The sequence below is a fragment of the Streptomyces odonnellii genome (genome assembly GCF_000981895.1).
GTDB lineage: Bacteria > Actinomycetota > Actinomycetes > Streptomycetales > Streptomycetaceae > Streptomyces > Streptomyces odonnellii.
In genome coordinates this window covers 50655-63867 of record NZ_LATD01000006.1, presented here as the reverse complement: position 1 = coordinate 63867, position 13213 = coordinate 50655, and the positions used below count along the sequence as shown (strand labels likewise).

Sequence of the window (13213 nt, the reverse complement as noted above, 5' to 3'; positions counted from 1 at the left end):
GTGGACACGATTGCCAGTCTCTTCAGTTTTATCACCACACCTGTTTCCTGGGTCATCGTCCAGTTCCACGCGCTGTACGGGACGATCTTCGGCCCCGACACAGGCTGGGCCTGGGGACTGTCCATCGTGTCCCTGGTGGTGCTGATCCGGATCTGTCTGATTCCGCTCTTTGTGAAGCAGATCAAGTCGACCCGGAATATGCAGGTGCTCCAGCCCAAGATGAAGGCGATCCAGGAGCGCTACAAAAACGACAAACAGCGCCAGTCCGAAGAGATGATGAAGCTGTACAAGGAGACGGGTACCAACCCGCTCTCCTCATGTCTTCCCATTCTGGCGCAGTCCCCCTTCTTCTTCGCGCTCTACCACGTGCTCTCCAGCATCGCGAGCGGCAAGACGATCGGTGTGATCAACCAGTCGCTGCTGGACAGCGCGCGCCAGGCGCATATCTTCGGTGCCCCGCTGGCCGCCAAGTTCACGGACAGCAGTGACAAGGTCGCGTCCCTGAGCGCCTCGCTGACCGATGTACGGGTCGTCACCGCGATCATGATCGTTCTGATGTCGGCGTCGCAGTTCTACACCCAGCGCCAGCTCATGACCAAGAACGTCGACCTGACGGTCAAGACGCCGTACATGCAGCAGCAGAAGATGCTCATGTACATCTTCCCGCTGATCTTCGCCGTCACCGGCATCAACTTCCCCGTCGGTGTTCTCGTCTACTGGCTGACCACCAACGTGTGGACCATGGGCCAGCAGATGTATGTGATCAACCAGAACCCGACGCCGGGCAGCAAGGCGCAGGACCACTACCTGGAGCGTCTGCTGAAGAGCATCACGGCCCATGGCGAGGTCCGGTCCCGTCGTAAACGCAATGTCGTCAAGGCGATCGTGGCCAAGGGGCCCGACCGCAATGACAACGAGCGCAAGTTCGTGACGGGCCTGGCCAAGGCGGGCCTGGCCGCGCAGGCCGACGGCACGGTGAACAAGAGCGAGACCACCGCCGCCGAGGCCGAGTCCGGCGCCGCCGCACGCAGGCAGCAGCCGAAGCGCCAGACCAAGGCGCAGCGGCAGGCCGCCGCTGCCGCCCACCCGGGTACGGACAAGTCGGCCGAGGCCAAGGACTCCGAGACCGCCGACGTGGCGAAGACTTCGCTGCAGAAGAAGGACGAGCCGCAGGACACCAAGTCCAAGCCGGCGGGCAAGCCCGCCGCCGGTTCCGCACGCCAAGCCAAGCCGGGGCAGCGTAAGGGCCAGCAGCGGCCTAAGCACCCGTCCAAGAAGTAAGAAGGAGTCCATCCGTGACGGAAGGCACCATCTCCGCCGCCGAGGGGGGCGACACCCTGACCCGCCTGGAGCAGGAAGGGGAGATCGCGGCCGACTACCTCGAAGGTCTGCTCGATATCGCCGATCTTGACGGCGATATCGACATGGACGTCGAGGCCGACCGAGCTGCGGTCTCGATCATCAGTGACTCCGGTGCCCGGGATCTGCAGAAGCTGGTGGGGCGTGATGGCGAGGTCCTGGAGGCGCTCCAGGAGCTGACCAGGCTCGCGGTGCACCGGGAGACCGGGGACCGCAGCCGGCTGATGCTGGACATCGCCGGGTTCCGGGCCAAGAAGCGCACCGAGCTGGCCGAGCTGGGGGCCAAGGCCGCGGACGAGGTGAAGAGCACCGGCGAGCCGGTCAAGCTGAATCCCATGACACCCTTTGAGCGGAAGGTCGTGCATGACGCGGTCGCCGCCGCGGGACTGCGCAGCGAATCCGAGGGTGAAGAGCCCCAGCGCTTTGTCGTGGTGCTCCCGGCCTGACCGGTCCATCGCTTTCCGGCCCCGTCTGTTCCGCAGGCGGGGCCGATCTTTGTCAGCCTGTGAGTCAGCCACCGGGCGGTGGCTCGGTATGGAAGGACGGTTCCCGTGACGGAGGCAGCAGAGCTTCCCCCCGCACCGGACGAGGCACGCGCTGTCTTCGGTGAGTTCTTTCCGGAGGCTGTTCGCTACGCGGAGCTGCTGGCGGACGCGGGGGTCAAGCGCGGGCTGATCGGTCCGCGTGAGGTGCCGCGGCTGTGGGAGCGGCATCTGCTGAACTGCGCGGTGCTCTCCGAGGTTGTGCCCGAGGACGTGATGGTCTGCGATGTCGGCTCGGGCGCGGGCCTTCCGGGGATTCCGCTGGCGCTGGTACGGCCGGACCTGAAGATCACGCTGCTGGAGCCGCTGCTGCGCCGGACCAACTTTCTCCAGGAAGTGGTCGAGCTGCTGGGGCTGGACCATGTCACGGTGGTACGAGGCCGGGCCGAGGAGGTCCTTGGCACGCTTCAGTCGGTCCATGTGGTGACCGCTCGCGCGGTGGCTCCGCTGGACCGCCTGGCGGGCTGGGGAGTGCCGCTGCTCCGTCCTTACGGCGAGATGCTGGCGCTCAAGGGCGACACCGCCGAGGAGGAGATCAAGGGGGCGCGGGCGGCACTGAGCAAGCTCGGTGTGGTGAAGACCTCAGTGCTCCAGGTCGGGGAGGGCATCGTCGATCCGCTGGCCACCGTGGTGCGGGTCGAGGCAGGGGAGAGCCCTGGCGGGGTGCGGTTTGCGGCGAAGAGAGCCAAGGCCGCCCGGGCTGGGCGTGCGAGGCGCCGTCGCTGAGCCGTAGCGGCCCTGCTGCCTATGGGTCGTGCTCCATACAAGCTGCCATGGCCACGCATTGCGGAGTGTCGTAAGGATCTAGCCCTGCGGCCCGTGCATCGTGTTTCACGTGAAACGTCGCTCACTGCTGCAAGGAATCATCAGCCGTGGCCGCGCGGCATCTACCCCACGCGGCCGAAAGCCCCTCGTAAGGGGCACGGGGTTGTCCACAGAGGCGGATTCATCCACAGAACCACCAGCCTCGCTGGTTCATGACCCCGAAAGCATGGCAGGCTCTGTTCATTGCGAGTCTGAAGTCGAGGAGAGTGAATCCTTGCGGTCCGACGCCAACATCGCGGGACCGATGACCGATCCGGTCCCCGGTCCCCGCACCGAGTCGGCGGGGGAGGATGTTTCACGTGAAACACCGCCCCCGATGGACGACACCCCCATTGGCCGTGCTGCCCAACTGGCGGTGGAGGCACTGGGCCGAGCCGGAGAAGGTCTGCCCCGCCCTGAGCAGACGCGTGTCATTGTCGTTGCCAACCAGAAGGGCGGCGTAGGGAAGACGACCACCACGGTCAACCTTGCCGCCTCGCTCGCGCTCCATGGCGCGCGCGTGCTGGTGATCGACCTCGATCCGCAGGGCAACGCCTCCACGGCGCTCGGTATCGACCATCACGCCGAAGTTCCCTCGATTTATGACGTCCTGGTGGAGAGCAAGCCCCTCTCTGAGGTGGTCCAGCCCGTCCCGGACGTCGAAGGCCTCTTCTGTGCCCCAGCCACTATCGATCTCGCCGGTGCGGAGATCGAGCTGGTGTCGCTGGTGGCACGGGAGAGCCGACTGCAGCGGGCGATCGAAGCGTACGAGCAGCCTTTGGATTACATCCTTATCGACTGCCCGCCGTCGCTCGGCCTGCTGACCGTCAATGCGATGGTCGCCGGCGCAGAGGTGCTGATCCCCATCCAGTGCGAGTACTACGCGCTGGAAGGGCTGGGTCAGTTGCTGCGCAATGTCGATCTGGTGCGGGGGCATCTCAACCCCACGCTCCATGTGTCGACGATCCTGCTCACCATGTACGACGGCAGGACACGGCTTGCCTCGCAGGTGGCCGAAGAGGTGCGGAGCCACTTCGGCAAGGAGGTGCTGCGGACGAGCATCCCTCGGTCCGTACGTATCTCGGAGGCACCGAGCTATGGGCAGACGGTGCTGACGTACGATCCGGGATCCAGCGGATCCCTGTCCTATCTCGAAGCTGCCCGCGAGATCGCGCTCAGGGGGGTCGGGGTGCACTATGACGCCCAGCACGCCCATATGGGCAGCCAGAACAGTCAGCAGAGTATGTCGGAGGGGATCCAGTGAGCGAGCGACGTAGAGGGCTGGGGCGTGGGCTCGGTGCGCTGATCCCTGCCGCTCCGCAGGAGCAGCAGGTGCCCTCCCCCGGAGCGACCCCGGGGGCCCCGGGAGCGGCTCCGGTGCTGACCGCGGAGCGCGGTGTGGCCGCCGCCAAGGTGACCTCGCTGCCACAGGCCGCCGCCGTACCGGACGCCGAGACGGTCGCACCCGAGACCGAGGTGGCGCCGGAGCCGGCGCCACTGGCCGGGGCGCACTTCGCCGAAGTGCCGATCGGCTCCATCACTCCCAACCCCCGCCAGCCGCGTGAGGTGTTCGACGAGGACGCCCTCGCCGAACTGATCACCTCCATCAAGGAGGTGGGGCTGCTCCAGCCCGTTGTCGTACGGCAGGTGGGGCCGGAGCGCTATGAGCTGATCATGGGCGAGCGGCGCTGGCGGGCCTGCCGGGAAGCCGGTCTGGAGCGCATTCCGGCGATCGTCCGTGCGACGGACGACGAGAAGCTCCTGCTCGACGCGCTCCTGGAGAATCTGCACCGCGCCCAGCTCAACCCGCTGGAAGAGGCCGCGGCGTACGACCAGTTGCTCAAGGACTTCAACTGCACCCATGACCAACTCGCCGACCGGATCGGGCGCTCCCGGCCACAGGTCTCCAACACCCTGCGGCTGCTGCGGCTCTCTCCCCCCGTACAGCGCAGGGTCGCCGCCGGGGTGCTCTCGGCGGGGCATGCGCGGGCGCTGCTCTCGGTGGACGACTCCGAGGAGCAGGACCGGCTGGCGCATCGCATTGTGGCCGAGGGTCTTTCGGTGCGTGCCGTCGAGGAGATCGTGACCCTGATGGGGTCGCGTCCTCAGAGCACCGCCAAGGCGAAGGGGCCGCGGGCCGGTGCCCGGCTGTCCCCGGCGCTGACCGATCTGGCGTCGCGGCTCTCAGACCGTTTCGAGACCCGGGTGAAGGTCGACTTGGGGCAGAAGAAGGGAAAGATCGTTGTCGAGTTCGCCTCGATGGACGATCTGGAGCGGATCCTCGGCACCCTTGCCCCCGGCGAGGGACGGGTCCTGGACAAGGGGCTCTCGGGGGACACCGGAGAGGACGACGACGAGAGCTGATGTTCTCGCGTCGGCGGGCGGGCTGTGTTCCATGCTTACCGGAACACAGCCCGCCCTTTGCTGTCCCTCGGTGTGCCAGGTAGCTCTGGGTGGATACGATGCGTTCTGGTATGGCGCATCCACCTTGATCACCTCAGAGGAGAAGGAAGTGGGGAACAGCCTTCATGGGGCGTCGGTTCGTACCGCTCACGCTGGACAACCTTGCGGATCTCCCCAAGCGCTGTCGTGCGTGTGTCTTCTGGGAGCTTGATCCGGTCAGCGGGGAGGCTGCGGTAAAGACCGGCAGAGCCGAGGAGGAGAAGGAAGCCTGGATCTCGGCGGCTCTGCTGGAGTGGGGATCCTGCGGCCGCGTCGTCTATGTCGACGATCTGCCGGTGGGCTTTGTGCTCTACGCGCCTCCGGCGTATGTACCGCGCTCCCTGGCCTTCCCGACGAGCCCGGTCTCCCCGGACGCGGTCCAGTTGATGACCGCCTGGATCAAGCCGGGCTATCGGGGGCAGGGGCTGGGGCGGGTGATGGTGCAGACAGTGGCCAAGGATCTGCTGCGGAGGGAGTTCAAGGCCATTGAGGCATTCGGCGACGCGCGTTGGAGAGAGCCGGCCTGTGTGCTGCCCGCGGATCATCTGCTGGCGGTGGGCTTCAAGACCGTACGTCCTCATCCCAGGCACCCGAGGCTGAGGCTGGAGCTGCGCACCACGCTTTCCTGGAAGGAAGATGTGGAGCTGGCGCTGGACCGGCTGCTGGGCGCGGTGAAGAAGGAACCCGCCCTGCGCCCCCTCTGACACAGGCCGACTCATGACACAGGCCGGCCCATGACCCAGGCCGACTGGCCGGGGTCCCGGGCCGTCGGCTCCCTCGTATGGAACTGAGCGATATGGAAACGGGCCCGTTCCCCCAGTCGGGGGAACGGGCCCGTTTCACGTGAAACATTGGCGCCGACAGTCGTCGCCTTACTCGCCGATAAAGTTCTCCAGGTCACGCACCAGCGCGGCCTTGGGCTTGGCACCGACGATGGTCTTGGCGACCTCGCCGTTCTGGTAGACGTTCAGCGTCGGGATGGACATGACGCCGTACTTGGCTGCCGTGGCCGGGTTCTCGTCGATGTTGAGCTTGACGATCTCGATCTTGTCGCCGTGCTCGGCCGCGATGGCTTCGAGCGACGGGGCGATCTGGCGGCACGGTCCGCACCAGGCGGCCCAGAAGTCCACCAGTACGGGCTTGTCGCTCTTGAGGACATCCTGCTCGAACGACTCGTCGGTCACATGCTTCAGGTCGCCGGCCACGGCGGCCTCCTTCGGTTTGTGGGGTGTGGGTCGGTCAGCGGATCAGACGGTGAGGGTCTTCTCCGCCTCGGCGTTCTCCCGGTCGCTGAGGGCCGAGAGGAAGCGCTCGGCGTCGAGAGCCGCAGAGCATCCGGTGCCCGCGGCGGTGATCGCCTGGCGGTAGGTGTGGTCGACGACATCGCCGGCCGCGAAGACACCGGAGAGGTTCGTCCGGGTCGACGGCGCGTCGACGGTGAGGTAGCCCTCGCTGTCCAGATCGAGCTGGCCCTTGAACAGCTCGGTCCGCGGGTCGTGGCCCACCGCGATAAAGAGACCGGTCACCGGGAGAGCCGAGGTCTCGCCGGTCTTGGTGTTGCGCAGGGTCAGACCGGAGAGCTTCTGATCGCCCTGGATCTCCGCGACCTCGCTGTCCCAGGCGAACTTGATCTTCGGGTCGGCGAAGGCGCGGTCCTGCATGGCCTTGGAGGCACGCAGCGTGTCCCGGCGGTGGACGATCGTGACGGACTTGGCGAACCGCGACAGGAAGGTGGCCTCCTCCATCGCGGTGTCACCGCCGCCGATCACGGCGATGTCCTGGTCCTTGAAGAAGAAGCCGTCACAGGTGGCACACCAGGAGACACCGCGGCCGGAGAGCTTGTCCTCGTTGGGCAGGCCCAGCTTGCGGTGCTGGGAGCCGGTCGTGACGATCACAGCCTTGGCGCGGTGCACCGTACCCGCCGTGTCGGTGACCGTCTTGATGTCACCGGAGAGGTCGACGGAGATGACATCGTCGGGGACCAGCTCTGCGCCGAAGCGCTCCGCCTGTGCCCGCATGTTGTCCATCAGGTCCGGACCCATGATGCCGTCGCGGAACCCAGGGAAGTTCTCCACATCGGTGGTGTTCATCAGGGCACCACCAGCGGTGACGGCGCCCTCGAAGACCAGCGGCTTCAGCGATGCGCGCGCGGTGTACAGCGCGGCCGTATAGCCGGCGGGCCCGGAGCCGATAATGATCACATTACGGACGTCGCTCACGGGTTTCTTCCTCGTCTCTGCAGACTGACTACTGGGGCCGGATCATCGACTGTCACCCCATCCAACGGATCCTAAGGGTCTCGCATTCCCGAGGGACCCGATGGCGCGGGAGGTGTCGTCAGCGGCGCGGGTAGGAGTGCATCAGCAGGACTTTCCCCTTGTCCTGGGGCTGGCTGTCGACGCAGGTCGCATCGACCACATAGGCCTGGACCCGGCTGCTGTCCACAGGGTGCGACAGCACCACAAGAAAGGCCCGGCTGCCCTCGTACATGCCCTGCTGGGAAGCGAGAACGGGCTCGGTGCGGCCGATGCCCTCCTCGATACAGGGCGGTACCTGGGAGAGCGGGCGGATCAGGGGAGTATTGGAGCCGCTCCGGTCCCTGGGCCCGGCATCGAGCTCCCCGTCCTGCTTGGTCCCGGGCTCTTTGGCAGTGGTGCCGGAGGCCAGCAGTGCGTCCACACTGCTCTGGAGCCGTGCCTCCGAGAATTCTTCGACGCCGCCTGTCGTGGAGTTGACAGTCGCGTCGGCCTGGTTCTCGGAGCTGCCGCTGCCCGCGTTGAGCGACTGGAGCAGCAGAACGCTGACACCCACGGCTGCTGTGCCGAAGACAGCTCCGAGGACGGCGGTACGGCGGCGACGGCGCGCCTGAGGGTTGCTGCGGCCGGGGCCGGTGGCTGCCCTTGGCCGGCCGGCGGGGCGGTCGGTCGTACGGGGGGTGTCCGGCCCTGACGATTCCGGTGACAGTGGTACGGGGGAGACGTCCGGCTCGGAGGACACCGCAGAGGCAGGCGTTGTTTCACGTGAAACATACGTGGCCTCGGCCGGCGCGGTCGCGTTCAGGAGCGCCTCTGCGGCCAGAGCGGCATCGATACGCTCGGCCACATCGGACGGCATCCGCTGCGGACCCGGCAGAGTACCGAGCAGTCCCCTGATCTCTTCGAGCGAGTCACGGACATCAGCGCAGAGCGCACAGCCGTTGAGATGGGCCCTTATCTCAGTGGCGCGGGGCGGCGGGAGCAGGCCTTCTGTCAGATCGGAGATCTCCGAGACATCCGGGTGCTGAGCCATGTCGGTCGTCGATGTCATGCGCGCCCACCTCCGCCCTTCACTCCAGCAGGATCACTTGGTCCTGAATCCCTAGGTCCTGATGCCGGTGGGACGGATACCCCTGGCGTCCGGTTCCTTCCCCTGCCGAGTCCGCTGTTATCCCCGCCGTCCCCACGTAGGTGGGTGAGCATGGGGAGCAGTCTGGCCCGGCCGCGCGCACAGCGGCTCTTCACCGTGCCGGTGGGTACGCCCAGGATTGCGGCGGCCTCGGCGACGGGGTAGCCCTGCATATCGACGAGCACCAGGGCTGCCCGCTGGTCGACGGGAAGCTTGGCCAGGGCGGCCAGCAGCTCGCGATGGAGGTCCTGGCGCTCGGCAGGCGCCTCCGCCGACTCGTGCGGCTCCAGAAGCTGCTCCAGCCGTTCCGTGTCGTCCACGGGCGAGGTCTTGCGGGAGGCCGCTTTCCGGGCCCGGTCAAGACAGGCGTTGACGGTGATCCGGTGCAGCCAGGTGGTCACCGCGGACTGGCCACGGAAGGTATGGGCGGCACGGAAGGCGGAGACCAGCGCGTCCTGCACCGCGTCCGCCGCCTCCTCGCGGTCACCGAGCGTCCGCAGGGCGACGGCCCAGAGCCGGTCGCGGTGGCGCCGTACGAGCTCACCGAAGGCATGAGGGTGCCCCGAGACATGAGCGCTCAGCAGATCCTGGTCACTGGTGTCGCCGAGTGCGACGTCGTCCAACGGTGAGCCCCCTCCCCTGGTCCGGTCAGCCGGTGATCTTGATCTCCGAGATACCGCCCCGGAAAAGTTCGGAAGATCCGTCCTCGGGCAGTTCGGTGATGTGGATCAATACGTACCGGGTTCGCACGGGCTTGTCGAGCGTGGTTTTGAGGCTCTTACCCACTGATTCCAGCTTGGTGAGGCGCTGCGGGAAATCCGAAAGATCCGTGGGATCGGACGCGTCCGGACCGGCGGCGAGCACTTCCGCCGTGTGCCCGGCGCGGTACATGGCGATGTCGAAGCCGGAGACCTCCTTCACACTGCCGAGATCAACGACTATCCCGCTGCCCTGCCTGCGGTTCGGGAGATTGCCGAAGTTGGCGTAGCCCTGGTACTGGAGTGTGATCCAGGAGGTGTCGCGCTTGCCGTCGACCGCGTTCGGCGCGAGCTGTGGCTTTATCCCCTTCCCGGTGGGCATGAACTCGCTCGCGTCGGCGATCCGGAGCGGCTTGGCGGGCGCGGTCGCCTTGTTGTCGTCGCCGGTGACCGGCTGGACGGGCGTGGGGTCGCTCTCGTTGCCCTGGTCCAGCAGCCGGTCGGCGACCTGCCAGCTCCCCAGGCCCAGGGCGGCGATCAGGAGTGCGGCGACGGTCCACTTGAGGGCCTTGCCCGTACGGCTCTGGAGCGGTGGCGGCGGGGGCGTCACCTGCGGGACGGGAACCGTGCCGAGGCCCGACTGCGCGCGCCCGTACGTGCCCTGCTGGTAGGTGGTGCGCTGATACTCGGGCGGAGCCGTGAAGGTGGGCTCGGGGCGCCGGATACGGGGCATCGCGGCGACCGCCGCGGCCAGCTCGTCCGGGGTGGTGCAGGGAGGCTCCTGGCGGGACGCGGTGGCGCCGTCATTGATCAGGGCCCGCATGGCGAGTTCCGACAGACCGCGGTGCACTCCCGCGCGCACCTGGTCCGGGGCGATCAGCCCCACTCCCCTGGGCAGGCCGGACAGCCCATAGGCATCGGTCTCGTAGGGCCAGCGCTGAGTCAGCGCGGCGTAGAGAAGCGCGCCGATCGCTTCCGTATCGGTGCGCTGGGGCCGGTCGGCGCGGATTCCGCGCAGCGCGGCGTTCACGGCGAGACCGCGGATCCGGTACTGGCCGGTGGAGGTGCGCAGCACGGCCCCGGGGGTCAGCCGCAGATGGGCGAGCCCTTCCCGGTGGGCCGCCGCCATGGCCTGGGAGACCTGGCTCACGAGCTGATACGCGTCATGGGCCTCCAGCGGGCCCGACGCGAGCAGCGCGGTGAGTTCCACGGCGTCCGGCAGCCATTCATGGACGACATAGACGAGGTCGTTCTCCTCGACGGCGTCCAGGACCTGTACGAAGCGCGGGTCGCCGAGGAGGGCGGCGGAGCGGGCCGCGGCCAGGACGGAGCGGGCCCGTGGATGGTCGGCGGGCAGGAGATGGACGCCGACAGCGCGGCGCAGTTTCTCGTCCACGGCACGCCAGCTACTGAAACCGTCCAGACGGGTGACGCACTCTTCCAGCCGGTAGCGTCTTGCGAGTTTGTGGCCGCTGTGCAGTTCGGGCGTCACGATGGGCGGCACGGTGCCCTGCCGTTCGCCGCCCGTGCCCGGTGCGGACGCGTCCGCCGTGTTCTGGGCTTTCGCCAACCCGTCGGCCGTGGCCTTGTCCGCCTTGGCGGCCAGCGGTTCGTCACCGCTGTTGTCAGCCACGTCGACGGCAGCCGTGCTACGTTCCGCCACCGTCGCTCCTGCCTCCCCATCCGTTGCGCGCTATCCAACAGCCAAGCCAATTGTGCCCACAGTCGGACGCTATGCACGACACGCGGCAGCCGACGATGGTTGCGCTCGGCCGGGCCCGTCTATCGGCCGAGACGCCCGCGCACCATACCGACCATGGAGTTCAGCTCTTCGATCCGCATCTTCTTCGCCGCGACGAAGAAAAGGCCGAGCAGGGCGATACCGCCGCCGACCAGTGCCACCAGGGAGGCGAGGGCGCCGCCGCCGAGGCCCTGGAGGACCAGATACGCGATGCCGCCGGCCACAAGGGCCCCAGGGACGGACGCCAGACAGAGCCTGGCGTAGGTCCGCATGACGCGGCCGCCGTCCAGGTCCCCGCCCAGCCGCTTCCGCAGCCTGCGCCAGGCGATACCGACACCGACCGCGTAGGCCAGACCGTACGAGGCGGCCATGCCGACCACGGCCCAGCGGGCCGGCAGGACCACGTAGCAGCCCGCCGATGCCGCGGCGTTGACCACGGCGACGATGACGGTGTTGTAGAAGGGCGTCCGGGTGTCCTCGTACGCGTAGAAGCCGCGGAGCACGACGTACTGCACGGAGTACGGGATCAGCCCGAGGGCGAACGCCATCAGGATGAAGCCCATGGACCGCGCCGATTCCAGACCGCTGGACGAGAACATCAGGATCGACATCGGGACGCCGAGCGACAGGAACGCGAAGGCGACCGGGACGATGGCGACCGCCGAGTTGCGCAGCCCCTGGGAGATGTCGTCGCGCACCGCGCCCGGGTCGCCGTCGTGGGCCGCCCGGGAGATCCGGGGCAGCAGCGCGGCCATGACCGAGACGGTGATGATGGCCTGCGGCATGCCCCAGATGAGCTGGGCGTTGCTGTAGGCCAGGATGCCGGTGCCGTCCTTTCCGGAGGCCTCACCGGCGGCGGTGGCGAGCTGGGTGACGACCAGTACACCGGCCTGGTTGGCGAGGACGAACAGGACGGTCCACTTGGCCAGCTTGACCGTCTTGCCGAGGCCGTGGCCCTTCCAGTCGAACCGCGGGCGGAACCGGAAGCCGGTGTCGCGGAGGTATGGGATCATCGCCAGGGCCTGGACGGCAAGGCCGAGCAGGGTGCCGATGCCCAGCAGCCGCACACCGTCCGGCGGGATCGTCCGTACGGTCATGTCCGAGTCGGCGGCCGTGCCGTACACCCAGATGAACAGGCCGAACGTGCAGATCATCACGATGTTGTTGAGGACCGGCGTCCACATCATCGCGCCGAACCTGCCGCGGGCGTTGAGGATCTGACCCATCACCACATGCACGCCCATGAAGAAGATCGTGGGCAGGCAGTAGCGGGCGAAGGTGACGGCGACGTTGTTGGCGGCGGGATCGCCGGCGATCGTGTCCGACATCAGGCGTACGAGCAGCGGCGCCCCGAACACGGCGAGTGCCACGATCGCGCCGAGCGCCACCATGACGAGGGTCAGCAGCCGGTTGGCGTACGCGACGCCGCCGTCCTCGTCGTTCTTCATCGCCCGCACGAGCTGCGGTACGAAGACCGAGTTGAGGCCGCCGCCGACGGTGAGGATGTAGATCATGGTCGGCAGGGTGTAGGCGACGGTGAAGGAGTCACCGAGCAGTGCGGCGCCCAGAGCGGCGGTGATCACCAGGCTCCGTACGAAGCCGGTGAGCCGGGACACCAGGGTGCCCGCGGCCATCACCGCGCTCGACTTGAGCAGACCCGCGGCCTTGCTCTGCTTCTTCGGGGCGGGCGGCGCGGGGGCGGCCTTCGGCTCCGGGTCGGTGAGCATCTGTCCTGTGCCCTGCTGGTCGCGGTAGAGGTGGGCGAACGCGTCCTGCTGCGGGGCCTCGTCGCCGGCCCAGGAGACGAGATCGTCGACGCCCGTGTACTGGGTGGTCCTCGGGTCGTCACCGTAGGGGAGGCGGCGGGACGGTCCCGAGGGCTCGGGCGCCGGGGTCTGGGCCCAGACACGGGGGTCGGGGGCGTACTGCTGCGCTGGCGGCTGCTCGTACAGCCGCTGCGGATCCGGATAGGCGCCCGGCGGAGGCGGCGGGTGCGAGGCGCGGTCGTACAGCGCCTCGGTCACCGGGTCCTGTGCGGAGAGGTCCTGGGACCAGTAGGGGTCCCGGTTGTAGGCCTCCTGGACATAGGGATCCTGTGCGGGCGACTGGGCATAGGGATCCTGGGCGGGCGGCGCGGAAGGCGGAACCTGGCCCGCCGGATCGCCGCCCGCGCTCTGTCCGCGGTCACCGTCGTACGGCGCGTTCATGGTTACCCCACCTCATCGTCCCCGGCCGACCGGCCA

The 13213-nt window shown here is 67.8% G+C and carries 12 protein-coding genes; 6 read left to right on the top strand and 6 right to left on the bottom strand.

Features of this window, described 5'->3' with window-relative positions:
- From yidC to WH07_RS01290, 6 genes are all read left to right on the top strand, one after another.
- Entirely contained in the window at positions 1-1281 is a 1281-nt protein-coding gene (gene yidC, locus WH07_RS01315; RefSeq protein ID WP_046494333.1) for a membrane protein insertase YidC, read from the top strand.
- 14 nt (positions 1282-1295) lie between these two features.
- Entirely contained in the window at positions 1296-1805 is a 510-nt protein-coding gene (locus WH07_RS01310) for a Jag family protein (protein ID WP_046494331.1), read from the top strand.
- A gap of 105 nt (positions 1806-1910) precedes the next feature.
- Complete coding sequence (gene rsmG / locus WH07_RS01305; RefSeq protein ID WP_046494330.1) at positions 1911-2627, top strand: 16S rRNA (guanine(527)-N(7))-methyltransferase RsmG; 717 nt, start codon at positions 1911-1913, stop codon at positions 2625-2627.
- A 265-nt stretch (positions 2628-2892) separates the two neighbouring features.
- Positions 2893-3969 carry a ParA family protein gene (locus WH07_RS01300; protein ID WP_079022857.1) on the top strand — a complete coding sequence of 359 codons (1077 nt, stop codon included), beginning with the start codon at positions 2893-2895 and terminating at the stop codon, positions 3967-3969.
- A complete protein-coding gene (locus WH07_RS01295) occupies positions 3966-5069 on the top strand; it encodes a ParB/RepB/Spo0J family partition protein (RefSeq protein WP_079022856.1) in 1104 nt (367 codons plus the stop codon). Before WH07_RS01300 ends, WH07_RS01295 begins: the two co-directional genes overlap by 4 nt.
- A 164-nt stretch (positions 5070-5233) precedes the next feature.
- The gene (locus tag WH07_RS01290; protein ID WP_046494329.1) at positions 5234-5851 is read left to right on the top strand and encodes a GNAT family N-acetyltransferase; all 618 of its coding nucleotides are present in this window, start codon (positions 5234-5236) and stop codon (positions 5849-5851) included.
- Between the two features lie 168 nt (positions 5852-6019).
- On the opposite strand, the gene trxA is transcribed toward WH07_RS01290, so the two are convergent.
- The 6 genes from trxA to murJ all read right to left on the bottom strand — a co-directional run bounded on the left by trxA (position 6020) and on the right by murJ (position 13177).
- Positions 6020-6352, bottom strand: coding sequence for a thioredoxin (trxA, locus tag WH07_RS01285; protein WP_046494328.1), 333 nt, complete (start codon positions 6350-6352; stop codon positions 6020-6022).
- A gap of 42 nt (positions 6353-6394) precedes the next feature.
- Entirely contained in the window at positions 6395-7366 is a 972-nt protein-coding gene (trxB, locus tag WH07_RS01280; protein WP_046494327.1) for a thioredoxin-disulfide reductase, read from the bottom strand.
- A gap of 118 nt (positions 7367-7484) precedes the next feature.
- Positions 7485-8453, bottom strand: a complete 969-nt coding sequence (locus tag WH07_RS01275) for an anti-sigma factor family protein (RefSeq protein ID WP_046494326.1) — start codon at positions 8451-8453, stop codon at positions 7485-7487.
- On the bottom strand, positions 8450-9154 hold the full coding sequence (gene sigM, locus WH07_RS36920) for an RNA polymerase sigma factor SigM (protein WP_079022855.1): 705 nt from the start codon (positions 9152-9154) through the stop codon (positions 8450-8452). The genes WH07_RS01275 and sigM overlap by 4 nt, the downstream gene beginning before the upstream one ends.
- 25 nt (positions 9155-9179) lie before the next feature.
- Complete coding sequence (locus WH07_RS01265; protein ID WP_046494324.1) at positions 9180-10892, bottom strand: protein kinase family protein; 1713 nt, start codon at positions 10890-10892, stop codon at positions 9180-9182.
- Between the two features lie 119 nt (positions 10893-11011).
- Positions 11012-13177 carry a murein biosynthesis integral membrane protein MurJ gene (gene murJ / locus WH07_RS01260; protein ID WP_046494323.1) on the bottom strand — a complete coding sequence of 722 codons (2166 nt, stop codon included), beginning with the start codon at positions 13175-13177 and terminating at the stop codon, positions 11012-11014.
- Between the last annotated feature and the right edge of the window lie 36 nt (positions 13178-13213).